The organism is Rickettsiales bacterium, from assembly GCA_025210695.1.
Classification (GTDB): Bacteria; Pseudomonadota; Alphaproteobacteria; order Rickettsiales; family CANDYO01; genus CANDYO01.
In genome coordinates this window covers 1-25,426 of sequence record JAOARE010000024.1, presented here as the reverse complement: position 1 = coordinate 25,426, position 25,426 = coordinate 1, and the positions used below count along the sequence as shown (strand labels likewise).

The 25,426-nt window shown below is 32.8% G+C and carries 22 protein-coding genes, 1 tRNA gene and 1 pseudogene; 17 read left to right on the top strand and 7 right to left on the bottom strand.

The features are described from left to right. The first annotated feature begins 49 nt into the window (after positions 1-49). The 5 genes and pseudogenes from N4A31_04070 to N4A31_04050 all read left to right on the top strand — a co-directional run bounded on the left by N4A31_04070 (position 50) and on the right by N4A31_04050 (position 2,910). A pseudogene (locus tag N4A31_04070) lies at positions 50-643 on the top strand (alpha/beta hydrolase). A gap of 127 nt (positions 644-770) precedes the next feature. Continuing rightward, positions 771-1,103 carry a ferredoxin family 2Fe-2S iron-sulfur cluster binding protein gene (locus tag N4A31_04065; protein ID MCT4635407.1) on the top strand — a complete coding sequence of 111 codons (333 nt, stop codon included), beginning with the start codon at positions 771-773 and terminating at the stop codon, positions 1,101-1,103. A 1-nt stretch (position 1,104) separates the two neighbouring features. Beyond that, on the top strand, positions 1,105-2,199 hold the full coding sequence (locus N4A31_04060) for a hypothetical protein (protein MCT4635406.1): 1,095 nt from the start codon (positions 1,105-1,107) through the stop codon (positions 2,197-2,199). A 1-nt stretch (position 2,200) separates the two neighbouring features. Next, positions 2,201-2,740, top strand: a complete 540-nt coding sequence (locus tag N4A31_04055) for a septation protein IspZ (GenBank protein MCT4635405.1) — start codon at positions 2,201-2,203, stop codon at positions 2,738-2,740. Between the two features lie 94 nt (positions 2,741-2,834). Beyond that, a tRNA-Phe gene (locus N4A31_04050) sits at positions 2,835-2,910 on the top strand. Between the two features lie 14 nt (positions 2,911-2,924). Here the strand turns inward: N4A31_04050 and N4A31_04045 are convergent. The 3 genes from N4A31_04045 to mfd all read right to left on the bottom strand — a co-directional run bounded on the left by N4A31_04045 (position 2,925) and on the right by mfd (position 8,006). Beyond that, positions 2,925-3,545, bottom strand: coding sequence for a hypothetical protein (locus N4A31_04045; GenBank protein ID MCT4635404.1), 621 nt, complete (start codon positions 3,543-3,545; stop codon positions 2,925-2,927). 43 nt (positions 3,546-3,588) lie between these two features. Further along, on the bottom strand, positions 3,589-4,449 hold the full coding sequence (locus tag N4A31_04040; GenBank protein ID MCT4635403.1) for a hypothetical protein: 861 nt from the start codon (positions 4,447-4,449) through the stop codon (positions 3,589-3,591). A gap of 104 nt (positions 4,450-4,553) precedes the next feature. Continuing rightward, the gene (mfd, locus tag N4A31_04035) at positions 4,554-8,006 is read right to left on the bottom strand and encodes a transcription-repair coupling factor (protein MCT4635402.1); all 3,453 of its coding nucleotides are present in this window, start codon (positions 8,004-8,006) and stop codon (positions 4,554-4,556) included. 163 nt (positions 8,007-8,169) lie between these two features. Between mfd and lpdA the strand changes: the two genes are divergently transcribed. Further along, complete coding sequence (gene lpdA, locus N4A31_04030; protein MCT4635401.1) at positions 8,170-9,558, top strand: dihydrolipoyl dehydrogenase; 1,389 nt, start codon at positions 8,170-8,172, stop codon at positions 9,556-9,558. 238 nt (positions 9,559-9,796) lie between these two features. On the opposite strand, the gene recJ is transcribed toward lpdA, so the two are convergent. Both recJ and N4A31_04020 read right to left on the bottom strand, forming a co-directional pair. Next, entirely contained in the window at positions 9,797-11,566 is a 1,770-nt protein-coding gene (recJ, locus tag N4A31_04025; GenBank protein ID MCT4635400.1) for a single-stranded-DNA-specific exonuclease RecJ, read from the bottom strand. A gap of 198 nt (positions 11,567-11,764) precedes the next feature. Further along, positions 11,765-12,109, bottom strand: a complete 345-nt coding sequence (locus N4A31_04020; protein ID MCT4635399.1) for a hypothetical protein — start codon at positions 12,107-12,109, stop codon at positions 11,765-11,767. A gap of 191 nt (positions 12,110-12,300) precedes the next feature. Here N4A31_04020 and gap point away from each other — a divergent pair, with 191 nt between their 5' ends. The 9 genes from gap (at position 12,301) to N4A31_03975 (ending at position 20,874) form a co-directional block, all read left to right on the top strand. Beyond that, on the top strand, positions 12,301-13,293 hold the full coding sequence (gene gap / locus N4A31_04015) for a type I glyceraldehyde-3-phosphate dehydrogenase (protein ID MCT4635398.1): 993 nt from the start codon (positions 12,301-12,303) through the stop codon (positions 13,291-13,293). Positions 13,294-13,378: 85 nt separating this feature from the next. Further along, complete coding sequence (locus N4A31_04010) at positions 13,379-14,815, top strand: efflux transporter outer membrane subunit (GenBank protein MCT4635397.1); 1,437 nt, start codon at positions 13,379-13,381, stop codon at positions 14,813-14,815. A 127-nt stretch (positions 14,816-14,942) separates the two neighbouring features. Continuing rightward, positions 14,943-15,680 (top strand): hypothetical protein, encoded by a 738-nt coding sequence (locus N4A31_04005; protein MCT4635396.1) that lies wholly within the window; start codon positions 14,943-14,945, stop codon positions 15,678-15,680. Between the two features lie 108 nt (positions 15,681-15,788). Next, the gene (locus N4A31_04000; GenBank protein MCT4635395.1) at positions 15,789-16,484 is read left to right on the top strand and encodes an outer membrane beta-barrel protein; all 696 of its coding nucleotides are present in this window, start codon (positions 15,789-15,791) and stop codon (positions 16,482-16,484) included. A 20-nt stretch (positions 16,485-16,504) separates the two neighbouring features. Next, a complete protein-coding gene (locus N4A31_03995) occupies positions 16,505-17,584 on the top strand; it encodes a hypothetical protein (GenBank protein MCT4635394.1) in 1,080 nt (359 codons plus the stop codon). Positions 17,585-17,733: 149 nt separating this feature from the next. Next, entirely contained in the window at positions 17,734-18,195 is a 462-nt protein-coding gene (gene nrdR, locus N4A31_03990) for a transcriptional regulator NrdR (GenBank protein ID MCT4635393.1), read from the top strand. Next, positions 18,185-18,883, top strand: a complete 699-nt coding sequence (locus N4A31_03985; protein ID MCT4635392.1) for an isoprenyl transferase — start codon at positions 18,185-18,187, stop codon at positions 18,881-18,883. The genes nrdR and N4A31_03985 overlap by 11 nt, the downstream gene beginning before the upstream one ends. Beyond that, entirely contained in the window at positions 18,873-19,523 is a 651-nt protein-coding gene (locus tag N4A31_03980; GenBank protein ID MCT4635391.1) for a phosphatidate cytidylyltransferase, read from the top strand. Before N4A31_03985 ends, N4A31_03980 begins: the two co-directional genes overlap by 11 nt. Positions 19,524-19,662: 139 nt before the next feature. Continuing rightward, positions 19,663-20,874: a dicarboxylate/amino acid:cation symporter gene (locus N4A31_03975; protein ID MCT4635390.1), complete on the top strand. Its 1,212-nt coding sequence runs from the start codon at positions 19,663-19,665 to the stop codon at positions 20,872-20,874. 3 nt (positions 20,875-20,877) lie between these two features. Here N4A31_03975 and rpoH read toward each other — a convergent pair whose 3' ends face one another. Beyond that, a complete protein-coding gene (gene rpoH, locus N4A31_03970) occupies positions 20,878-21,741 on the bottom strand; it encodes an RNA polymerase sigma factor RpoH (protein MCT4635389.1) in 864 nt (287 codons plus the stop codon). Positions 21,742-22,036: 295 nt separating this feature from the next. On the opposite strand from rpoH, the gene N4A31_03965 reads away from it, so the two are divergent. Continuing rightward, positions 22,037-23,701, top strand: a complete 1,665-nt coding sequence (locus N4A31_03965; GenBank protein ID MCT4635388.1) for a hypothetical protein — start codon at positions 22,037-22,039, stop codon at positions 23,699-23,701. Position 23,702: 1 nt separating this feature from the next. Here N4A31_03965 and N4A31_03960 read toward each other — a convergent pair whose 3' ends face one another. After that, a complete protein-coding gene (locus N4A31_03960) occupies positions 23,703-23,873 on the bottom strand; it encodes a Trm112 family protein (GenBank protein ID MCT4635387.1) in 171 nt (56 codons plus the stop codon). 134 nt (positions 23,874-24,007) lie between these two features. Here N4A31_03960 and N4A31_03955 point away from each other — a divergent pair. Then, positions 24,008-25,426 (top strand): hypothetical protein (locus N4A31_03955; protein ID MCT4635386.1); only part of this gene is annotated, 1,419 nt, incomplete at its 3' end.

Sequence of the window (25,426 nt, the reverse complement as noted above, 5' to 3'; positions counted from 1 at the left end):
GTAAATTAACCTAGTATTTTAGTCAACTATTTTTATTGAGTGTAATTTAATGCCAGAAGTTATTTTTAATGGTCCTGACGGAAGGATCGAAGGAAGATATCATCAATCAGAAAACAGGCAAGCTCCAGCTGCTTTAATTCTTCATCCTCACCCTTTATATGGTGGTACAATGAACAACAAAGTTGTTTATGCTTTGTTTAATGCCTTTAAACAAAGTGGATTCTCTGTGTTAAGAATTAATTTTCGTGGTGTAGGAAGGTCTCAAGGAAAGTTTGACAATGGAGTTGGAGAATTAGCAGATGCTGCAACTGCACTTGATTGGCTACAACTACAGAACCCAGATGTTTCAAGTTTCTGGATAAGTGGATTTTCATTTGGTGCCTGGATAGCTATGCAATTAATGATGCGTCGCCCTGAAATTCAAGCTTTTGCTGTAGCGGCTCCTCCAGTTAACAAGTTTGATTTTTCTTTCTTATCCCCTTGCCCATCACATGGAATTGTGGTACAAGGAGAACAAGATAGTATTGTTAGTGAAGAGGACGTAGCTGATTTTGTTGATAAATTATCAAAACAAAAAAATACCAATGTAGATTATCAAATTGTTTTTGGGGCTGATCATTTTTTCCGAGAAAAAACAGATGAATTGATAGAAGTAGTTCAGCAATATGCAAGTCAAAAGATTCTAACTGCTATACCTCGAAAAACAAAACAAGATCGTCGTCGAAGACAATTAACTATAGAGTAATAATTTAGATATTAAGAGAAAAAGAATGCCAAAAATCACCTTTATAAATAAAGATGGTAGTGAAAAAACAATAGAAGCTCAAAACGGACAAACTGTTCTTGAGTTAGCTCACCAAGAAGATTTACCATTAGAAGGCGCATGTGAGGGGTCTCTCGCCTGCTCTACGTGCCATGTAATAGTTGACCCTAATTTTTATGATAAACTAGATATGGCATCTGAAGAAGAGGAAGATATGCTAGACTTAGCCTTTGGACTAACCCATACTTCTAGACTTGGCTGCCAAATAAAAATGACTGATAAGTTAGACGGTTTAAAAGTTACTATCCCTTCGTCCACTAGAAACATAAGCGTAAAATAATATGTTATACTTCAATAGATTTTTAAAATTATTCATTTTTCTTGTTACCGTAGCTTTACTAAGTTATACAGGACTTTGGTTTTATTCTAGCTATAAAATAAAACAATTGATCAGTGGTAATTTTACTGAATTTGATAATGAACTTAAACTATCACATGATAAAATAGATGTTACTGGCTTTCCCTTTAAGATAAGAGCAGATATTGATAATTTAGTTATTAATTACAAATCAGATAAAATTAAATTAGAGTCCATATCTACATATCAAAAAGTAACACTAGAAACTGATTTGCTATTTAAATCTTTAAAAATTAAGGTATTAGGAAAGTCTGAGTCTGAAACATCCTTTGCAGATAAAGTTACTATACTTGACTCTATATATAAGGATGGATGCTACATCACTTTAACTTCAGATAGCAGTAATATTATTAAAGTTATAAAGGCATTATATAATAAAGAAGCATTAAACGACATACAGTTAAGCCAAGCTTCTTTTGCTACTGATAATGTAATAACTTTTGACCGCGCAACTAAGACAGAGATATCTAAAGGATCTACAGATTTAAAAGTATCATTTGATAGACCGTCAGATAAAATTACTAACACTTTTATCAAATTAGATGCTCAAGCTGATGTTCCTCCCGAAGGAAAACAACTATTTTCTGATTTAATCAATTCATTACCTCTAAGTAAGTTACTGATTAAAGCGGATATAGATCATAGCTCTAAAAAACTAGAAGACGGAACTTCTATTACCTCTTTTTTAAATATCAAGCCTTTGGAAATAGTTTTAGATGAATCTATCTTTACTGTTAATGCTAAGATTACAAACGATGATAAAGGAGAAACCATTTTTAATATTAATCTCAAAGCCACTAACTGGGATAGCTTCATTCAAGCTCTTGTTAATGAGAAAATTATATCTTTGGAGCGTTATGATGCTATTATAGAACTATTCTCTGAAATTGAAGGAGATGATTTTTCTAAAGAAGAACTCAATTTTACGCTAAGCAATAAAAGTGGATTTATGACTTTAGATGATAAGCCTTTGCATAGCTTATCAAAAAGTTTTGATAAACTGTCAAAGAGCAAATAATATGCCTAAATTTATCAAGGCATTAAATGAATTTGGCCCCTTATTAGTATTCTTTATTGCATATAAATATTACGACTTAGTGGAAGCCACAAAGGCCTTAATGGCCTTTAGTTTCATTACTATGGGGATAACCTATTACTATGAAAAACATATTCCAAAGTCTCAAATAATATTTCTAGCTATATTATTAGTTTTTGGTTCTATGACAGTATTCACAAAAGATCCAACATTTATCAAAATAAAACCTACTATAGTATATTCATTAATTTCAATGATTTTATTCGTTGCTTTATTAATGAAAAAGATAATATTAAAAGACCTTTTAGATAAAGCCATTCCTTTAACTGATAAGGGATGGAATAACTTTACAAAGCGCTGTATTGCTTTCTTCTTATTTCTAGCTCTTTGTAATGAAATTTTATGGCGCAATCTTTCTGAAGAATTATGGGTTAGCTTTAAAGTTTTTGGTTTTACAACAATGCTTATTTTATTTTTAATAAGTCATATTTCTTTCTTTACGAAACACAAAAAAGATAAATAGCAAAAAATACCATAAACTTATATAAAAACCCTAAATTTTAGAGATTTTAACTAGACAGAGCTGTGTTTTTATTCTATATATATAAGCTCAATTTGCCCAGATAGCTCAGTTGGTAGAGCAAAGGACTGAAAATCCTTGTGTCGACGGTTCGATTCCGCCTCTGGGCACCACAAGTCATAATTAATTACCTGGAGCTATTGCTCCTCGCGACTTTAATAAACTTCCTTTTTTTCACTTTAGTATTATCTTGAGTATTTTCAATATCAGATGTTTTTGGCAATAAATCGATCGCAGCTTTAGCCTGTTCAATAGCTTTGTCCATATTTGAAGTTTTTTCTTTATTTTTAAGGCGCTTTGCATCAGCTTCTCTGGCCATTATTGCAGCCCTACCTTTAATAGTAGGATCAGGATCTTGAACAAACCATGTCTCAATAGGACGATTTTTAATTTTAGGAATATTACTATCGTCTAATTTTGTTTTTATATCTCCTGAGGTGCTAACGGACTTGGCTAACTCTATCTGCTTCTCTCGATTAGTTTTAATTTCAGTTAGAACCTCTCCCCATATAGAACTTTTTAAACCTTTCTCCAAAGCATTAGACATTATAATATTAATATTGTCAGGTATATCATGATTTCCCCTATTAAGCTCAACCATAAAACCCGATTCAATTAAAGAGTTATACACTTCTTGAAATTCTTCTGATGTTGAATATTCATCAATCCATATGTTATTCCACCTATCATTATTAGGCGAATGGCGCATAATATACTTAATACTATTAATGGTTTTTTCTTTACTCATCTATTTCATCTCCTTTTTAAACAATATAACTCCAGAAATTTTATTATCTTGCTCTAGTGGTATCTGATGAATTTCGGCTATTAGAAACTTTCTCAGCCATTCCGCCTGGTTTTTCCATAACTTTAATTTCAGGTCTTACATAATTAGCAACATCTGATACAATAGCCAATATTGGATTATGCCTTCCCTGCTCTATTTTACCCCATGATTTAAAGCTCTCAACCACCTTAGAACTTTGTTCATAAATTTGTTGTTTTGCTTTAGTAGATAGATGTGAGGTATTTAAGATAGATTCCCTTAATAATTGTGCTTTCGATAGCATTTTCCTCATTGTATTCAATTCAGGACTCCTTTCATGCCCTTCTTCTATTATTTCTTTTTCTAATTCTTTTAAAAGTGTGAAAGCTGGGTTATCTGTAGAGAAATGTTTTTCTTCTAAAGAATTTAAAGCATTCATTGAAGTGGTAAGACTACCTCTTATATTAGCATCACCATAATTATTAAATTGCTTATCAGCCTCGTAACCTATTCTAGCAGCTCCCCATGCTGCCCCTAATGCTACTGCTGCCGCTGCACCCACAGCAATAGTTCCAACGTTAAAACTCATCATAGATCGCATTAAATTGTCTTCGTCACTTCTTGAAACGGTATCCTCTTGATTAAGGGAAACTCCCGCCAAATAAATCCCTCCAATGCTTCCTATAGCTGCAGCGGCTTTTTTACCCATCTCTAATGCAGGCATAGGATAAATATCCTGGTCTTTTGATGTTGCTTCTATAGATTTATTATAATTCTCTAATGCTGCTACAATCTCTTCTTCAGATTTTCCTTTAACTGCTTCATCTAGCTTCCTTTTAGAGTAATCCTGCAATTCTTTTGCAACTTTATCCTTCCCTTTCTCCATAAGTAATCTTTTTTATAATCTCATTAATATATCTATATATTAATAATATATAGGCATTTCAATAAATACAATATAATTCAAATTATAAAAAAGAATTTATATACTTAACTAATATTGGAGTTACTAAAGTCTAACTTATCTAATAATTCACCAATAAATTTAATTTTCAAACCAACATCAGTAAAAGATTTGCTTATTAATAATTTGTGATCTGGTCTAATTTTAAGTAACATTTGATTTTTACTTACAAAATCCATCATTTTTTCTGGATGTAAACATTTATGATCTCTAAACGCAAAAGTTATAGCCTTTGGACCAGAATCTATTTTATCAACATTAATTTTCTTAGCTTTAATCTTAAGCTTAATAACAGCTAATAAATATTCCACTTCAATAGGGTATTTACCAAATCTATCAACTAATTCAACAGCAAATTGCTCAACCTCATCTGAAGTTTTTAGTGCTGCTAAATTACGGTATAAACTCAAGCGAAGATTTAAATCAGCAATATAATTATCAGGCAATAATACAGGCAAACCTAAGTTAATCTGCGGGCTATAATCTTCCTCTATTTCATTTTTTGAGTCTGGATTCTTAATAGCAAAAATTGCTTCCTGAAGCATTTGCTGATAAAGCTCTAATCCAACCTCTTTAATATGACCAGATTGCTCATCACCGACTAAATTACCAAAGCCTCTAATATCCATATCATGACTTGCAACAGTGAATCCAGCACCTAAAGTATCTAAAGTTTGCATAACATCTAATCTAGTCATAGCAAGCTTCTTCAGTTTCTTATTTGGTAATAATAAATAAGAGAATGCTTTAACATTACTTCTGCCTACTCTACCCCTTAATTGATAAAGAGCAGAAAGACCAAATTTATCAGCTCTATGAATAATCATGGTATTGGCCTCAGCAATATCAATACCAGACTCTACAATACTAGTTGAAAGAAGAAGATGAAACTTTTTATTATAAAAATCTGTCATAATTTCTTCTAATGCTTTAGGAGTCATCTTACCATGTGCCACAACAATTTTAATCTCTGGTACTAATTCAGTAAGCTTTGGTAAAATATCTTTAATATCACTAATTCTAGGACAAACAAAAAATACTTGTCCTCCGCGATAGAACTCTCTTAAAATAGCCTCACGAATTACCACAGAGTCATATGGCATAATATATGTTTTAACAACCTGACGATCCACAGGAGGAGTGGCAATAATACTTAAATCACGCACTCCTGTTAGAGACATTTGTAAAGTCCTTGGAATAGGCGTCGCGGAAAGAGTAAGAATGTGAGTATTGTTTTGAATTTTCTTAAGTTTTTCTTTCTGAATTACACCAAAACGCTGTTCTTCATCAACAATCAACAAACCTAAGTTATTAAATTCAACATCTTTAGCAAGTAATGCATGGGTCCCTATTATTATATCAACGCTTCCATCTTTTAGTCCTTCCTTAGTTTTTTTTATTTCTTTAGAGTTAACCAATCTTGATAGCTGCTTTACTTTAACTTGAAATCCAGAAAAACGCTTAAAGAATGAATGATAATGCTGCCTACAAAGAAGAGTAGTTGGGACAATAATAGCAACTTGTTTTTTCATATTTTGATCGGGATGGGTGGCTATAAATGCAGCACGCATTGCAATTTCAGTTTTACCAAAACCTACATCTCCACATACCAAACGATCCATAGGTTTTCCTGAAGATAAATCTTCTAAAACGTCACTTATTGAGTTCATCTGATCATCTGTTTCCACATAAGGAAACCTCATGCAGAATTCCTGATAAGCTTCTGAAATGGGCTGCAATACCTCAGCTTCTTTGCTTGACCTTAATGCTGCTGTTTTAATTAACTCTGCAGCAATCTCTTTCAATTTATCTTTTAATTTTGCCTTTCTATGTTTCCAAGAAACTCCACCTAATTTATCTAATCGAATATGATCCTCACTTCCACCATAGCGAGTTAGAAGATCAAGATTCTCTACTGGAATATATAAAACATCGTTTCCTTCATAGAGTAATTTTATACAATCATGCTCTATGTCCATAACTTCTATTGTTTCTAAGCCATCGAACAAACCAATTCCATGTTCCTGATGGACCACATATTCACCAATTTGAAGGTTATTTATCTCCTGCATCAAGCTTTCCATGCTCTTTGCAGTCTTTTTTCGAACAATTCTTTCACCTAATAAATCTTGTTCTGTTACTATGGCAAATTCGCTAGTTGAAAATCCACGATCTATTGACAACATTGTGATTCCCACAGTCTTACCAGAAATATTTTTATAATCATCAAAACTATTCAATCTATAGCTATGGATATTATAGTTTTCCAACATATTCTGGATTCTTTGTAAAGAACCTTCACTATTACAGGTTACTATAACCCTCTTCTTGTGTTCTTCTCTATATTTCTTGAACAAATCAAATGCTGAAATTTGTTTGTTTTGAGAGGCTAAATTAAAATCATCAGTTTTTTTTATGTCTAAATCAATTCCATCCGCAGTATCAATAGAGAAATTATGTAGGTTTATAAAATTAAACTTAATAATTTTGGCGTCTATCTCTTCATGATCCATCCATAAATTTTTTGGAGGTAATGGATAGTAAATTACTTCATCAGGAAAGCGATTAACTAATAACTCCTTCCTTGCTTCATAATGATCATTAATAGAGTTAAGATATCTATCTAAATTCTCATGAAAATGATGATCACAAATGATATTAGAAGGAGAGAAATAATCGAAAACATCACTTAAATGGTCATAAAATAAAGGTAGATAATGCTCCATTCCTGGGTATTTACGCCCCCCTTCTATAGCTTCATATAATGGATGATCAGTTGAGTCCGTCCCAAAATTCTTTTGAAAATTTTGACAGAAATTTAATATGCTCTCGGAGTTCAATACAACTTCACTTGAAGGCAGAAGATGAATTTTATCTACAAATCCATCAGATATTTGAGTAGCCGGATCAAACAACCTTATTTTCTCTAACTTTTTACCAAAGAAATCTAAGCGCCAACCATCATCATCACTAGAAACTATATCAATTATGTCTCCTCTAATTGCAAAATCTCCTGGCTCACTAGCAACTTCTACTCTACGAAAACTAAGCTGTAATAAAAATTTAATAAACTCTTCTCGATCTATCACATCACCTATTTTTATATCTCTACTTACATCATATGACTTAGGTGGTAAACGCTGAACAAAAGCAGGAAGAGATGTGAGCAATATTACATTTTCTTCTTTCAAAGAAGATAACTCAGACAACGCATTAATACGCTGCGATAAGTTATTAATATTAGGTGATATTCTGTCATATGGCATGCAATCCCAATCAGGTAGAATTATTACTTTTTTACCAGGAGCAAAAAACTCTAACTGCTTAGCTAATTGCTCTAACCTATCATCATCATTACTAATAAACATAATTTTAGGACTATAATTAGATAATTGACTTAAAATATAGGCATAGCTGTCTTGCAAAGCTGGATATATATCAGCCTTATTCTTTTTTGAAATTTTTGAAAATATACTCATTTGATCATTAATTTATAATTATAAGCAGATAAGATTCTAAGGTTAAATGACATACTACTCAACACTTAACTTTACTATATTGATCTAATATTCTTTGACAGATTGACTATTTGCCAATAGAATTTAGCAAATTAAATTAAAACTAAATATAGGATGATGAAGTATGAGTGATTTTGACGTGGTTGTTATTGGAGCGGGACCTGGTGGCTATGTAGCAGCAATTCGTGCAGCTCAATTAGGATTAAAAACCGCAGTTATTGAAAGAGAACATTTAGGAGGCATTTGTTTAAACTGGGGCTGCATCCCTACTAAAGCTTTGCTTAAATGCTCAGAAACAAATCATCTCTTACAAAATTTAGATAACTATGGCTTTAGTGCTGATAATATTAAATTTGATTTTAGTAAAATTATTAAACGCTCACGTGATGTATCCTCAAAACTAAGTGGTGGAATAGCACATCTACTCAAGAAAAATAAAGTTGAAGTAATCATGGGAGAAGGAAAAATTCTTGGCCAAGGAAAACTTCAAATAAGCCATGAAGGAAAAACAAAGAATATTTCAGCTAAAAATATTATTATAGCCACAGGCGCTAGAGCAAAAGCACTACCAGGATTTGAACCAGATATGAATTTTGTTTGGTCTTATAAAGAAGCTATGACTCCCGAAAAAATGCCAAAATCTTTAATAGTGGTTGGATCTGGAGCAATTGGAGTTGAATTTGCTAGTTTTTATCGTAATATGGGCGCTGAAGTAACTTTAGTTGAAATGTTTGATAGAATATTACCAGCTGAAGATGCAGAAATTGCAGAAATAGCTCATAAGGCCTTCACAAATCAAGATATGCAAATCCATACATCTAGTCAAATTACTAAAATTACTAAAGGAAAAGCTGATTTATCAGCAACCTTAGTTTGCAACGGCAAAGAACAAACAATAAAAGCTGAAAAAATTCTAATGGCTGTAGGTGTAGTTGCTAACACGGAAAACTTAGGCCTGGAAAAAACTAAAGTTAAGCTAGAGAAAGGTTTAATTCAAGTAAATGAATATTGCGAAACAGATGAAAAGAATATATACGCCATTGGTGATGTTATTAGCGGCCCATGGCTTGCTCACAAAGCCAGCCATGAAGGAGTACTGGTTGCTGAAAAAATTGCTGGCAAAAAAACTCATAGCATTAATAAGCTTAATATTCCAGGCTGTACATATTCTATGCCACAAATTGCAAGCATTGGCTTAACTGAAAAACAAGCTAAAGATAAGGGGTTAAAGCTCAAAATAGGTAAATTTCCATTCATGGCCAATGGAAAAGCGTTAGCTATTGGAGAAACAGAAGGATTGATAAAAACAATCTTTGATGAAAAAACTGGTGAGCTGCTTGGAGCTCATATGATTGGCGCAGAAGTTACCGAAATGATTCAAGGATTTGCTATTCATAAAACCATGGAAGGAACAGAAGAAGATTTGATTAACACAATCTTTGCTCATCCTACTTTATCTGAAATGATGCATGAGTCTGTCTTAAGCGCATATAATAGGGCTATTCACATATAATATCTTGCTCTCTGGTATAAGTAAGCAAAAAACTTACAATGATTGAATTGGTTTTACCAATTCAAGAAACCAGTTAGTAAGTTTTACTGGATCCTCGGACCTTACGGTCCAAGGATGACGTAAGAAGAGGATGGTTCAAGGATGACGGAAGAAGAAATTAGGCGCAAGAGTGATGTTGGGAGAAGAGGTGTAATAATAACTAAAGTAAATATTAGCGCAAGAATAACAAAACAGTAAATCAATGCAGTATCACATCTTCAATAGAAAATTCTGGAGTTTCTCGTCCTTTCCATCTATTAATTTTAATATATCCTACAAGATCTAAAGTTTTACCAACTGAACTTAATAATGCGTCCCCCATATCAGTTCCAATTGCTCTAAATGCATTTGCCTTTAATAGACCATTTAAGTTCTTGGTTTCATTACAACCTATAAAACAATTAATATGACTGTCTGCAAATACGTTAGTTCTAGAAATATATACATTTTTTAAAACAAATTTTGGCTCATGATTGCTGGGACCAAATGGACCAATTCTTTCAATTTGTTTGGCCAGTTCTAAATTAACTGCATTGCTTGATAAATATCCTTCAAAACTACGATTATCTTTCCCTTTAAGTTTGGATAATTCTTCTGTAAAACGATTATGAAGAAAAGCTTTTATTGCTGGAATATTCTCTTGTAACCCTGTGAAACCAGCCGCCATTTTATGCCCCCCTCCTCCAATAACTATTCCTTCCTCTTTTGCCTTCACAATTGCAGATCCAAAATCAACTCCATAAACCGAACGGCAAGAAGCCTTGGCATTCTCTCCATCTAAACTCAATACTGCAACTGGTTTATGCATCGCTTCTTTCAGCCTTCCGGCAACAATACCAACCACTCCAGGATGCCAATTTTCACCAGATACCATAATCAATGCATCATCCGGAGATTGCAACTTTGCTTGCTCTAAAGCCTGTTCATAAACACTATGCTCTATAGCTTTGCGCTCTGAATTATATAATTCTAATCTATTAACAATCTCTGACGCCTCCTCAAAATTATCAGTAGATAATAGTTTTGATCCTAGAAATGATTCACCAACCCTTCCTCCTGCATTTATTCTAGGCCCCATTATATATCCTAAATGATAAGGGGTCAGCTCATTTTCTAAGTTAAGCAATTGACAGAAAGCCTGGACCCCTGGGTTCTGGCGTTGATTTAGAATTTTAAGCCCTTGCGTTACAAACGCCCTATTAATAGACTCTAATGGAACTACATCACAAATTGTACCAATTGCCACTATATCTAACAGTTTCATAAGCTGCGGTTCTTGCTTTGCTTTAAAATATTCTTTTTTACGCAAAATAGAAGTTACAGCAACAGCTAATAAAAAAGCCACTCCAACTGCTGCTAAACATCCATATTCTGAAGTTTCGTCTTTTCTATTAGGATTAATCACGGCGTGAGCTGGAGGTAATTCATCACCAGATAAATGATGATCAACCACCACCACTTTGAGATCATTGTTAACCCCATATTCAATAGCCTCAACAGAAGCTGTACCGCAATCCACTGTTATGATGAGCTCGGCGCCTTCTTCTTTTAACTTAGTAAAAGCTTTAATACTTGGTCCATATCCTTCTGTTATTCTATCGGGGATATAAACAGATACATCAAGACCTAAAAGAGCAAAAAAGCGCTTTAATACCGCAGAGGAAGTGGCACCATCCACATCGTAATCACCAAAAATAACAATTTTTTGTTTATTTAGAATGGCATCTACTATAATCTGAGTGCCTTTCTCCATATCAAGCAAATGAAATGGATCAGGCATTGAATCACGTAAAGTTGGAGATAAAAACTGAGGTGCATTTTTTAAAGAAATATCACGACCAACAAGAAGCCTGGCTATAATTTCACTTACATCTAACTTTTGAATAAATTGATTGACCTTTTCTTGTTCAACCTTATTCAACAACCAATGAAATCCTTTTACCGACTTTTTCCCTAACTCCTCTTCCAACTTTACTTAACTCCTCATAAATCATTATTTTTAAAAGGAGTATAACAGTTTAAAATACAAAAGCGTAGTGTTAAGTTAAAATAGAATGAGTTTTAGAAACACAGCACCGGTATGATTGTTAGCTGAATTTTCCCTATAGCAACAGCCCCCCTTCTCCTTCAGGAAACCTATCAAACATAACAACTCTTTAATTTTAACTTAGGCAGAAGTTCCACCATCAAATCCATCATGTCCATCATTAACAGGAAAAACTTTTCCTGACATTTTTGGTTTTGTATAATTTTTCATCATATTTTCAGCATTTCTAATAGACAGTTCACGATAATCTTCTCTATCACTAATAAGCCGTCGATCAAACCATTGCTCAAATGTTAATAAATCCTCTGTATTATTTTGATTAGAAGATTCAACTTCTTCTGATGCAGATACTGTAGCACTATTACTAGAAAACAAAGAACTAAAGGCACTAACTAACCTAGCACATAGATTAGTTATTATATTATTTGTTGGCTCATTTTCTTCTACTGAATCATTTTTAGACATATCGACCTCTTAAAAATTTACTAACCGTTATTTTGTTAACGAATTTATAATATATAATGTATTTAGTGAATATATATTAATTAATTGTTTTGTCAAGTTTTTTACAGGAGTTGATAAATATTTTGATTTACTAAGGTCTAATAATCAACCATAATACTGTCATAAATTAAGACCTTTCATAGAGAGTAAAAATGACAATCAAAATAGCAATTAATGGCTTAGGGCGTATAGGAAGATGCGTTTTAAGATCAATTTTTGAATTAAATCGCAAAGAATTTGAAATTGTTTCAGTTAACGGCCCTGCCCCTGCAGAAGATCATGCTCACTTACTAAAATATGATTCTGTTCATGGAGTCTTTCCAGGAGAAATATCTTATGATGATAAGAACTTAATTATAAACAACACAAGAATCCCTCTTCAAAGAGAGAGAGAGCTAACTAAACTAAACTGGAAAGATGTGGATGTTTTATTAGAATGTACTGGAAGATTTAACGAAAAGGAAGCCGCTTTAACTCATATCAATTCAGGAGGCGCTAAAAAAGTTATTGTTTCTGCTCCATGTAAAAATGCAGATTCAACTATTGTTTATGGCGTTAATAATCAGGCCTTAAAAAAAGAGCATCAAGTAATTTCTATAGGATCATGCACTACTAACGCTTTAAGTCCGGTAGCAAAAGTTTTAAATGACAATATTGGCATTGAATCAGGATTCATGACCACCATCCATTCTTATACCAATGACCAAAGAATTTTAGATGGAAGTCATAAAGATCCACGCCGAGCAAGATCAGCAGCCTTATCAATGATTCCAAGCTCCACTGGAGCCGCCAAAGCTCTAGGATTAGTTCTACCTGAACTAGAAGGAAAACTAGATGGGTCAGCAATTAGAGTTCCAACTCCTAATGTTTCTATGATAGATTTATCTTTTACTGCTAGTAGAGATACTTCTGTAGAGGAAATTAATAATATTATCTTAAGCAATAGTAACGATATTCTAGGTGTAGCAAAAGCAAAACTAGTATCAATTGACTTCACCCATAATACCCATAGCTCAATATTTGATCCATTTGAAACAAAAGTAATAAACAAACGCTTTTGTAGAGTTGTTGCGTGGTATGATAATGAATGGGGATTCTCAGTTAGAATGCTTGATATAGCGGCTTTATTTACAAAATTAATCTAATTATATTATTGAATTCTTTTGACTATTCTCATAATAAGTTTTATAACTAATAGTTAACTCAATCAATAGCTTTAAAACTTTAATTATGATATCATCTACCTCACGAATAGTTTTTAGAGTATATGTTATAACCCTGGTTTTTCTTTTGGCCTCCTGTTCAGTAGGCCCAGAATATAAGAAACCCACAACAGAGGTTACGGAAGGGTATAAAGAAAGCAACAGTATAACCTGGAAAAAAGCAGACCCGAGCGCTGATGAAGATCGCGGTCAGTGGTGGAAAATTTTTAATGATCCAATTTTAGATGATTTAATAGTTAAGTTAAATAAAAACAATCAAGACATAGCATCTCTTAATGCCACATATAGAGAGTCTTTGCATTTGGTGGAAGAAGCAAGATCAGCTTATCTTCCAAGTGTGGGTGTAACAAATTCTATAACTTCAGCAAAAACAAATGAAGATTCAACTTCTACAAAAACGGTTGATAAAGACACTTCCTCACATTCAGTTTCTTTATATGCATCATGGGAGCTAGATACTTGGGGAAGCACTAAATACACCGTAGAATCAGATCTTGCAGCTGCAAAAGCTAACAAAGCTGAATTAGCATCAAAAACACTTTCTTTACAAAGCTCTTTAGCTCAATATTACTTTGAACTGCGTTCAGTAGATCAAACCCAAGAATTACTAGACGACATTGTATTAGCAAATCAAAAACTTCTGAACTTCACAAAAAGTAATTATAAAGCAGGCGTAATGGATGAATCAGATCTATTAAACGCTGAGAACTCTCTTTCTAATGCTGAATCAGATGCAGAAAATAATAAAAATACTCGTACTAACTATGAGCACGCAATAGCAGTGCTAGTTGGAGAATCCCCATCAAAATTTAATCTAACTCCAGTAAAAGATTATAAGTTTAGTAATATTACCGTGCCAATGGCCTTTCCTTCAGAGTTATTAGAACGCAGGCCCGACATTTCTCAGGCAGAAGAACTTATAAAGCAAGCCAATGCTGAAGTTGGCTTAACTTACACAGCTTTCTTTCCAAGCACTACTATTTCCTCCAATTTCACAATGAGTGGAGATGGTCTGGGAAATTTACTATCTATGCCAAACTTTGTATGGTCAGTTGGGCCGCGAATGGCCTTAGGGTTGTTTGATGGAAATGCAAGGATGGAAAAAACTAAAGCTGCAAGAGCTGCTTATGATGCATCCGTGGCATCATATCGTCAAACTGTTCTTTCTGCTTTTTCAGATGTTGAAAATCAATTATCTTCAGTCAAATATTTAACTAAACAAACAAAAGCACTTAATAAAACTGCTAGTAATAGTAAAAACCTCCTGGATATAACCTTTAAGCAGTATCTGGCTGGAATAGTTGATTATTCAAAAATTCTTAATAGCCAAATCACCTATTACAATGCTAAAAAGTCTGCCATTGAGATGGAAAACTCAAAAAGACTGTCTAAAATTGCTTTAATCAAAGCTCTTGGAGGCGGTTGGAGCAATAAAGATCTATAATTAATATCTTTCTAGAAAACTAAGAAGCCATTGTTTTATAACCTTTAATATTGACATTGATACTCTTCTATAATACACAATACTAATTGTATAGAACAAATCGAATAGATAAAATAGGTAATTTAATATGGCTAAAATATCTAAGATAGCAAATAAAATCACAACGACCAAAGATAATTCCCCCACAAAAAATACAGATACACTAAGTGAATTTAAGCTATCTGAAAAAGAAAATATAGCCACAGTAACTGAAGATAACTCACTCACAAAAAATGAAGAAATAAATACAGCAGAAAGTAACTCAACATCTATCATAGGAAAGGTAGTAAGTGCAATTACCATTACTGGAATATTAATAACCTTATCCAATTGCTTTAAGAAGAAACCAGAAGAAGGACAAGGCACTACCCCTTATACAGATGATGATAAACCAGATGGTGGAACCGGAGGAACACAAAAATCTTTCTTAGAAGAAGATTTTCCTAACGGAGATGAAGACGAAGATCCTGACTATGAAGATGATAAAGAGGGAGATACCGATTCTGAATCAGATGATGAGGATTCTGATTACGAAAAGGAAGACCCTTTCGGTGATTCTACTGAGGAAGATCTTCATAAAGATAATATTATAGGAAGACGTGATAATGGAGAGGGATATTATACTAGAAACTCTCACAACAATGGAGAAGGAGAAGATCCTACAGATGCATCATTAAAGCATAGCGAATATAATTTAGGAGTGGCTGGAATAGCAACAATGTTTTTTACTGTCTATTCTGGAAATTTAGGAAGCTTGGAATCCTCATTATCTGAAGTTTCAGGAAGCATTTCTAATGTATTTGATGGCTATGCAACTATTATCTGATAAAAGTTAATTATTTTACATTAAATAATTGACATTAAACTATATTTATATTATACATCTAAACAAGATTAATTAACATTAACCTACAGCAATCTAACGGAGAAAATCATGAGATTAAAAAACATTATTTTGGCTGGTATTTTAAGCACAACAGCTCTAACTGTATCAGCTAACGAAAATGCCAAAGATTTTTATGCACAGCTTAACGCTGGTGTAGCATATGGACAAAAACCAAAAGGTGACTTTTCGCAAGGAACATTAAGTAATAGCCCGTTATATGGTTTTGCTGTGGGTTACAAATTCTATGAAGGATTCCGTGCAGATTTAAGTTTAGATTATAGATCTGGATTCAATAATAATTATATTGATTCAGAAGTAGAAGAAGATGGTGACACCAGTACTACATCATATAATATAAATGTTAAATCATTAGCAATGATGGCAAATTTTTACTATGACGTAGTAGAAATAAACGGATTCACTCCTTACATAACAACTGGTCTTGGAGTTTCAAGAAATACAACTGGACAATTGTCAGAAGTAACAACTAATCCTAGTGAAGACACTGTATATGTTAGTTATCCTGGAAAAATACATACAGATTTTGCTTGGAAAGTTGGCTTAGGAAGCACATACAAAATTAACCAAAATTTTGATTTAGACATACGCTACCAATATGCTGATTTAGGTAAATTCAAAACAGGCAATGTGGCCACATTAGATGGATCATTAGTTGAAACAGAAAGAAAAACTGGAAAAATTAAATCACATGAAGTTTTAATGGGAATAGCGTATAAATTTTAAATTAATAAAGCGAGGACTGAATGGCTAAAAACTTAGGAAGACAAAAGATAAAAGAAAAAAAAGCTACAAAAAAAGCCGAAGCAGCAAGAGTAGCTGAGGAAAATCAATTCAATCAAGATTTTGATAACTATATAAAAGAAACAATTGAAAAAGTAAAAGAACTATTTAATGCTAAAATAAATGTTGGAGACTTCCCAAATCAAGCAGAGCTTGATAATGTTAAGATTAATCTTCTAAACAATTATGCAAATATATTAAAACAAGCGGAAGGTAAAAACTTATCTCCAGAAGATAGCAAAAAGGTAAAGATTATACAAAAAGCTTCTCAAGAAATTTCAGCAAAATTAGACGCTTTATATGTTGAAATAAACCAAACTATTAACAGTAAGAAACAAGATAGAGATGCAGAGAAAGAAAAATTCACAGCAGACAAAACCAAAACAGTTATAGATAGCATAAAAGATTTTCATTCCAAAAATGGTGATCTAAACTCACTAAATAAAGAGCTTAAATCACTTAAATTTTATGAACAAAAAGTTAGAGATATCGTAGAAAATGGAGATAATTCTCAATCAAGCTTTGATGCGAGCAAGTTTGTTGATAATGCTAATAAAGTTCGCTCCCCAGAGGGAAAAAAGCTCCTAACTGAAATATCTTTAATAGACTATACTAAAAACTCTGAAGCTAATACTTATAAGTTAAATATGTATCATAATATTCTTGAGGAATTATGCGATAAATTAACTGAAGTTGTAGAAGATGCCGCTGAAAAACAACGACTAGCTGACGAAGCTGCTGAAAAACAACGACTAGCTGACGAAGCCGCTGCTGAAGAGAAAGCAAAAGAAAAAGCTGCTGCTGATGAAAAAACTTCTCAAACTAATATAGTGAAAGTTTTAGAGTTACCTGAAGATAAAGCTTTGAATATCTTAACAGAGAAATGCACTGCAATTGAAGATGATACCTCATGTGATGAATCATCAAATCACCTAGTGAGCATAGAAAAAAATCATTTTTGCTGCCCTCATGGGAACTTCTTAGAAGATTACACTTTAGTTGTTTCAGGAGACACTGCTACAGATTCATCATCAGATCTATAATAAATTAATGATAAAAGCCAACCTCACTAAAAGGTTGGCTTTTCTTTTTTTAAAACTCCTCTACTCCCCTTCTCTATCATAAGATTTTCTTGCAATTTCTCACTATTAACAATATGATTATCAGGAATTATTAATATATGAGCTAATATATGCGCTGCCCCTTTTGTGGAGATGAAGATACTCAAGTAAAAGACTCAAGACCTTCTGAAGATAAATCTTCAGTTCGTCGTCGTAGATTTTGTGATAAATGCGATTCTAGGTTCACAACAATAGAACGTATTCAAATGAGAGATTTTCTTGTTATTAAAAAAAATGGAGATAAAAAACCTTTTGATCGTGATAAAATTACTAGGGCTATAAGCACTGCTCTTCGCAAAAGAATGATTTCATTAGAAAAAATAGATAATATTGTAAACACTCTAGTTTCTAATTTAGAAAGCCTGAATGAAGGAGAAATTTCTACCAATGTTATAGGTGAAGCAATTATGAAAGAACTTTCTAAAATTGATCAAGTAGCTTATGTTAGATTTGCTTCTGTATATAAAGACTTCAGCACTGCTGCAAATTTTGAAGAGTTCATTCATGATCAATTAGGTAAAAATGAAAAATAAACTAAAACATATTGCTATCATTATGGACGGCAATAGTCGCTGGGCTGCAAAACATGGCTTATCCACTGCTATGGGACATAAACAAGGTGCCGAAGCCGCTAGAAAAACCCTTATTAGCTGTTTGAAACTAAAAATACCTTATTTAACTTTATATACCTTCTCTTCAGAAAATTGGCATCGAGACCCCAGAGAAGTTAATGATTTGATGGAATTACTTAAATTTTATCTTTCCAATGAATTGAATTTACTAGTGGAACAAAAGGTTAGCATTAAAATAATTGGAGATAAGAGTAAATTTTCTGAGGACCTTAGAGAATTAATTGATAAATGCGAGGAAGAAACAAAAAACAATACTAGGTTATATTTACAAATTGCTCTTAGCTACGGAGCAAGAGAAGAAATTATTAATGCTCAAAAAAAACTTTGCAGTGATCTTATTTGTGGTAAAATAAATAAGCAAGATATAAATGAAGATTTGTTCTCTAGCTATCTATACACTGACAAAGTTCCAGATCCAGATCTGCTAATTAGAACTAGTGGTGAACATAGAATAAGTAACTTTCTTCTTTGGCAAATTGCATATAGTGAACTTTATTTTACTAAAACATTATGGCCAGACTTTAATTCAACTCATTTGCGTAAGGCCATAAATAACTATTATAAAAGGGAGAGACGTTATGGTTTATAAAGGAAAAATATCTAATTTTACTTTAAGACTAATTTCTGCATGTATATTAGCACCACTAGTACTCTTAATAATAAATTTATCAGGATTCTATTTCACAACCTTAGTATTAGCGATTGCTATTATTATGGGAGGAGAATGGTTATACATAACAGAAAAGAAAAATAATATATGGAAGATATCTGGAGTTGTGTATATTCTATTAGCAAGCATTTCTCTACTTTGGATCATACAGCAAGATTCTATTCTTAATGGAGTAGTCAAATTTAATGGCGTTGCAACAGTTATTTCAATATTTGTGTTAGTCTGGGCAAATGATATAGGTGGATATATTTTTGGTAAACTCTTAGGTGGAAAAAAATTATGTCCTAAAGTTAGCCCTAATAAAACTTGGTTTGGTTTTTTTGGAGGAATTCTGTGCAGTGTAGCAATAAGCCCTGTTCTTGCAGAAAGTATGATTACTGGAGTAGTAGTAGCTGTATTTGCTTCTATTGGTGACTTAATTGAATCATGGGCAAAAAGAAAATGTGACGTAAAAAATAGCGGCAGCTTGATCCCCGGACATGGCGGACTACTTGACAGATTAGACGGAGTGCTCTTAGTGGCAATACTTGTTGCTTTAGGTGCTATCTGCCTACAGTAATAATTATTTCATTTATGCCCTATTCATACATAGGGCATAAAGCTTCCTATGTTTCTCCCCATTTTAATAAATATCTTGACCAAACTGCCAAGATTTTAAATAATACTCCAATGAAAAAGAGTCTTAAGGAATATGTATTATGCAATTATGGAAAAAAGTTTTAATTGGTCTAGCTCTCGGCGTATTCTTAGGATTGGTCTTAAAAGAAAATGTTGTATATCTTAAACCATTTGGTGACCTGTTCATTCGCTTAATAAAAATGATTATTGTTCCGCTAATATTCTTTGCCATTGTTGGAGGGATTACTAGTGCTCAAAATTCAGAAATACTAGGTAGAGTAGGATTAAAAGCATCGCTTGCTTATGTTGCTACCACGATTTTTGCTGTGATAATTGGTTTAAGTGTTGGAAGTTTTTTCAAACCAGGTTCTGGAATAATATTAGATTTTGATAGCGAAGCCGCTGAATTGCCTAAAGGAACCAGCATAACTAATATAATGAACTCTATTTTAGAAATAGTTCCAGATAATGCAATTGGAGCAATGGCCCAAGGATCCATACTCCAAGTGGTGTTTTTTGCTCTTTTCACAGGAATTACTGTTAATAAACTAGATTTAAAATCTTCAAAAAAGATTATAGATATAATTCAAGTTTCATCAAATTTGGTTTTTAAAATGGTTCATCTTATAATTCAATTATCACCATTGGCTGCCTGCGCTTTAACAGCATGGGTAATTGGAATACAGGGGCTTGAAATACTAATTAACCTAATAAAATTAGTCTTATGTGCTTATTTAGCTTTTGGTATTCAATATTTAATATTTGGTCTAATGATTTATGTATTCACCAATCTTTCACCCAAACAGTTCTTTAGAAAGAGCTTGGAATACCAAACAATATCCTTTTCTACTAGCAGCAGTAAAGCAGCTCTTCCTACCACTATTAAGGTATGCCAAGAAAAATTAGGTGTTTCCAAATTTAGCTCATCCTTTGTTCTGCCGCTTGGTGCTTCAATTAACATGGACGGTATAGCTATTTATATAACAATATGTGCATTATTCTTTGCCCAAGCAACTGGAAAGATTTTAGGAATTAGTGATTATAGTATTATTATTTTAACAGGAACTTTAGGATCCATTGGTGGAGCTGGAATTCCAGGAGGAACTATTGTTATGCTACCAATGGTTTTAGGAGCTGTTGGGCTACCTATTGAAGGAATAGCACTAATCGCAGGAATAGATCGTATTATAGATATGATGCGCACAACAATTAGCATAACTGGAGATGCTGCAGTGACCCTCTGTATTGATCATTCAGAGGGACTGTTAGATAAAAAGAAATATGAAAGTTAATTTTTAAGCAACCTTAGTTGAAGAAACAAAGCTAGTCATTTTTTCCATAGCTTTTTCTTCAATCTGCCTGATTCTTTCTTTAGATACAGAAAAATGACAGCTTAAATCTTCAAGAGTCATCGGAGAGTCACTAAGTTTTCTAGCAGTAATTATGTATTGCTCGCGCTCATTAAGTTGAGACATAGCACTCTGCAACATATTCTTACGATTCTTTTGCTCTTGGAGCTTAAGACAAACTATTTCCTGACTTGCACGAGTCTCTGGTATAAGATCAAGCAAACTTCCTCCATCTTCTTCCCCCACTGGATCATCTAAAAACTTATCTTGTTTTAGTCTAACATCCATTTCAGCAACTTCTGACTCTGCTACATTAAGCTCGGATGCAACCTGACCGTAATCATCGCTATTAAAATCACGTCCTTCTGTATTAAAAATTTTTCTCTTTAACCTACCAAGATTAAAGAATAACTTCTTTTGAGCAGCAGTTGTACCAATCTTTACTAAAGACCATGATTTTAAAATATATTCTTGAATTGAAGCTCTAATCCACCACATAGCGTATGTAGAAAGTCTAATACCCCTTTCAGGATCAAACTTCTTTACCGCCTGCATTAAACCAATATTACCTTCAGAAACAAGTTCTACTACCGGAAGACCATAATTACGGAAGGACATAGCAACTTTTGCTACTAATTTAAGATGACTCTCGACCAATTTTTGTGCAGCAGACATATCTTGATCTTCACTATAACGCTTAGACAATATATATTCCTCAGATTGTTCTAGAGAAGGTATATTATTTATTGTGCGCAAATAATCTAAGAATCCAGTATTGCTGTCACTAATTGCTGGTAAATAACTTGACATCTATCTCCCTCCTAAATATATAGGTTTCTTTGTGTATTAAGATAATAGGGGTAGATCGATTTTTCAAGCCCCTATCGCGTATTATAATAGAAAAACATCTATTTGGCTAGTTAATATTTTAATTTTTTCTCTTGGTAGCAGCTTGATGATAATCTGGCTTAAATTAACACATAATTAATCATTTGAACATACAATACATCTATTCAAAAAACTGCCAGTCTATAGTTGTTTTTAAGTAAATTACCGCAAAGTAACAGCATTTAGGAGCTACCTTCAAAGTATAGAGGATAATAATATGACAAAATCAAAAGAAGAATTAATATCAGAGCAAACAAATATAATTCTTAACCTTATAGAGCAGAATTTGCCTGCTAGAGAATTTAAAGAAAAATTAGATGATATTCCTAAGTTAAAACTTCAAGCTCTAAAAAATGCACTAGAAACAACCAAAACAAAAAAAAGCACATCACAGAATTTATCCTATTTAAATAGAAAAAAATTAGAGAAAGATGTAGGAGAAGTAAAAAAAGAAAAATCTGGTCATAATCCATTTTACTCATCCGGGGCTAAAGATTACGGAGTTTCCCCAGGGAACAAAGCAAAAAAATCTATAAAACAAGGAGAACAAGAAAAAGAGAAACATAAAAATATTTGGTTTGCAAAGCAAGGGGCCACTGCTGATACCGCTATTGGTGAAGACGATGACTATTCATCTGATGGTAGCACTGATTATTCAGATGATGAAAGCTATAACTCCCAAAGTCAAGAACACTCTCCATTTATTCAATCCAATCTTTTTAACCGCAGTAGATCATATTCTTTATCTTCAGATGATGACAGCTCGGATGATGAATCAGATATTTCTTACAATGATGAATTTAATTCTTTAGATAGAACCACTCTTCCCTCTGAATCTTCTAATCGTAGTACCCCTAATATCATAGAAGGAGATGAAGAAAACATAGAACACTATGATGGAAAAGGAGAAGATGTTTCTGAAATTCTTGGCACCAATCTTTCTCATTTATATTTAGACTCAGAAAGAGAATCTCCTAAAATAAGAATTTTAGTAGAAAATGAAAAAACGTCTGTTGTTTCAAAAGGACTAAAAGATTACAAAGATTATTATGAATATAAATCCGAATTAGAAAGAGACAGAAGATTTGGCAGAAAAGTTGAAGAACCATATATCTCTGGATTTGGTAAATGTTTTGCTACAAGCTATTTAGTGGCAGACCCTGATATGAATGCCACGAATATAGGTTTCTTAACCGAAGGAAATAATAAAACCTTTGCTAGAATAGATTTTGGTAAAGCTTTATCTTATCAATCAATAGGAACTTCTAACCAATTTGAAGATAGATTATTAAATCTTACTCCACGATCATATACTGAGAAAATGTTTCAAGGAATAGACTTTGCTGGAGAAATTGAAGCCACAGCCTCAAGATTTGATCAATCCAATACAGAAGCAGTTATAGAATTCACAATGAAAAATTTACGCGAAGCTTATGGGAATGAGTTCTTAAATAACCCAGAAATTAGTGAACCCCTTAAAAGAAGGATGAGATTCAGCCCTGAAGAGGAGTTAACCGAAGAATCAATAAAAAGAAGAGTCTGTCACTATATGCAGAATTCTTGCGTAAATCTACGTAATATGGCGGAAAGCAAAATGCAAGAAATTTTTCCTTCTCACCCTAGAGATGCTCTGGACGCATATAAAGAATCTATGGTGAATGGAAAAATAGATTATGGAAAATTTATGACTCAAATAGAAAAAAAGGGCGTAGATTTTAAAAACCCAGATCATTTCAATACCTTAAAAGCAAAAGAAACTTCGAGTCCTATGCTTACTTCCTTAATTGAGGCTAAAGAATCTATTACAAAGCTTTCTTCTATATCACAACAAAAGAAACCTATGATCAATATTAAAAAACAAACCGTTTCTAGAGGTCGCTAACTTATGGAATTTTTCTAGCTTTGTTAATTAGCATTACTGGAATACCATCGATTATAGGATAAGCAAGTTTACTCTCTAAACTAACTAATTCTTGTTTATCCTTATCATATATCAGCTTTGTTTTACTCAAAGGACAGACTAATAGATCAAGTAATTCTTCTATATTTTGCATTTTCTAAAACCATTTTTATCTAACTTAGATTCAAGATAAGTATAACTATAAAACTAAGAATTTGTACAGGATTAACTATTTATTTATCTTTCAAAGAGATACTAAATAATAAATCATAACTATATAATATTAACATGCCTCCTAAACTTACCGCAAAAAAGATCAAAACTCTACAAAAAGAAAGAGAAAAAAAAATAAAGGAGCAAGCTCAATTAATATTAGATATAGCTAAAAAAGACCCCCCTAACTTACAATCTGAATTAGAGAAATTGGGCCAGCAAAAGGTGATTAAAGCTGATGCCTTAGAACTAGCTTTAACAACTATGAGATCTGCTCCACAGCATTTTTCTTCAAATCAAATAAACTCCGTCACTTCCGCATGGGATACGCAAAGACTATCCTCACCAAAAATAAATAGAAGTTTAGAAAAAACAGGATCTAAAAAAATAGGAGTTTCTCAAGGGGGAGAATTTCGCAAATTACCTAAAAATGAAAAAAAGAATGACTTAAAGCATAATAAAACAGTACTGCTTAAAGAATCGGGAACCCTATACCAGCCCAACAACCAAGGAGAGCAAATTTGTGAATATTTAACTATGAATCTAGCTGGGGCACGAGGGAGTCAATTTTATCCAAAAGGACGGTTATATAACCATGAAGGAAAAACCTTATTATCTTCTACATTTATAGATAATTTTCAAACTATTGAATCATACACACAAAAAACCGGAGATAAAACAAGTTTCAAATTAACAAAAGATGCCAAAGGTTTTGGCAGAGTATTTGCCGACAATGCTTTATTTGCTGATTTTGATTCTCAAGCAGGAAATGTCGGTCTAAAAACCCTTCCAGACGGCAGCAAGCACTGGACAAGAATAGATTATGGAAAAGGTCTATCTTATAGCACAACTAAAGATGCCATAACTACTAAAAAACTAATGATACATCTTTCTGGCAGAACATATAGCGAAGAAATGTTTCAAGGAGCTGAATTTGCTTGTGATCTATACCAAGCTACAAATGATATTGATATAGATAGATATAAAAATATCATCGACATCTCTTTTAAAAATTTAAAAAAAGCAAAAGGTGATGATTACTTAAGCCATCCAGAAACTCAAGATGAATTAAAAAGTAGATTTAGCCTTCCAGAAGAAACTGTAGTAACTGAAGAACTGATAAAAGAGACTATTATTAGCAATACAATCAGATTAAAAGAAGAATTAAAGGAAATGGCAAAAGAAGCAGCTAAAGAAGCTATAAAAGAAGCTGTTAAGAACAAAGATATTAAATCTCTCCAACTCCTAAATCAACATACGCCAGAAACTGTTAATAACTTTATAAAAGAAGCCATAAAGGACAAAGAAACTAAATCCATAAAAAAAATGTTAAAGCTCAGTACTAAACTTTCTCCATCTCCTCTAAAACAGGCTCTAAATAATAACGAACCTGAATTAGCTATCAATATGGTAAAACATGGATTCAGTCTAAAAAAAGAAGAAGTAAGTCAAGATACAAAAAAATCTATATTAAAGTCTAGCAGTCTTATTAAG

What these genes read in the sequence shown, in the direction of transcription:
- N4A31_03965 (MCT4635388.1), top strand. Translation starts at nt 22,037, where the DNA reads ATGACAAAATCAAAAGAAGAATTAATATCAGAGCAAACAAATATAATT.
- N4A31_03980 (MCT4635391.1), top strand. Translation starts at nt 18,873, where the DNA reads ATGGTTTATAAAGGAAAAATATCTAATTTTACTTTAAGACTAATTTCT.
- N4A31_04055 (MCT4635405.1), top strand. Translation starts at nt 2,201, where the DNA reads ATGCCTAAATTTATCAAGGCATTAAATGAATTTGGCCCCTTATTAGTA.
- N4A31_04040 (MCT4635403.1), bottom strand. Translation starts at nt 4,449, where the DNA reads ATGGAGAAAGGGAAGGATAAAGTTGCAAAAGAATTGCAGGATTACTCT.
- nrdR (MCT4635393.1), top strand. Translation starts at nt 17,734, where the DNA reads ATGCGCTGCCCCTTTTGTGGAGATGAAGATACTCAAGTAAAAGACTCA.
- N4A31_03985 (MCT4635392.1), top strand. Translation starts at nt 18,185, where the DNA reads ATGAAAAATAAACTAAAACATATTGCTATCATTATGGACGGCAATAGT.
- N4A31_04010 (MCT4635397.1), top strand. Translation starts at nt 13,379, where the DNA reads ATGATATCATCTACCTCACGAATAGTTTTTAGAGTATATGTTATAACC.
- gap (MCT4635398.1), top strand. Translation starts at nt 12,301, where the DNA reads ATGACAATCAAAATAGCAATTAATGGCTTAGGGCGTATAGGAAGATGC.
- N4A31_03960 (MCT4635387.1), bottom strand. Translation starts at nt 23,873, where the DNA reads ATGCAAAATATAGAAGAATTACTTGATCTATTAGTCTGTCCTTTGAGT.
- rpoH (MCT4635389.1), bottom strand. Translation starts at nt 21,741, where the DNA reads ATGTCAAGTTATTTACCAGCAATTAGTGACAGCAATACTGGATTCTTA.
- N4A31_03995 (MCT4635394.1), top strand. Translation starts at nt 16,505, where the DNA reads ATGGCTAAAAACTTAGGAAGACAAAAGATAAAAGAAAAAAAAGCTACA.
- N4A31_04005 (MCT4635396.1), top strand. Translation starts at nt 14,943, where the DNA reads ATGGCTAAAATATCTAAGATAGCAAATAAAATCACAACGACCAAAGAT.
- mfd (MCT4635402.1), bottom strand. Translation starts at nt 8,006, where the DNA reads ATGAGTATATTTTCAAAAATTTCAAAAAAGAATAAGGCTGATATATAT.
- N4A31_04045 (MCT4635404.1), bottom strand. Translation starts at nt 3,545, where the DNA reads ATGAGTAAAGAAAAAACCATTAATAGTATTAAGTATATTATGCGCCAT.
- N4A31_04060 (MCT4635406.1), top strand. Translation starts at nt 1,105, where the DNA reads ATGTTATACTTCAATAGATTTTTAAAATTATTCATTTTTCTTGTTACC.
- lpdA (MCT4635401.1), top strand. Translation starts at nt 8,170, where the DNA reads ATGAGTGATTTTGACGTGGTTGTTATTGGAGCGGGACCTGGTGGCTAT.
- N4A31_03975 (MCT4635390.1), top strand. Translation starts at nt 19,663, where the DNA reads ATGCAATTATGGAAAAAAGTTTTAATTGGTCTAGCTCTCGGCGTATTC.
- N4A31_04020 (MCT4635399.1), bottom strand. Translation starts at nt 12,109, where the DNA reads ATGTCTAAAAATGATTCAGTAGAAGAAAATGAGCCAACAAATAATATA.
- N4A31_04065 (MCT4635407.1), top strand. Translation starts at nt 771, where the DNA reads ATGCCAAAAATCACCTTTATAAATAAAGATGGTAGTGAAAAAACAATA.
- N4A31_04000 (MCT4635395.1), top strand. Translation starts at nt 15,789, where the DNA reads ATGAGATTAAAAAACATTATTTTGGCTGGTATTTTAAGCACAACAGCT.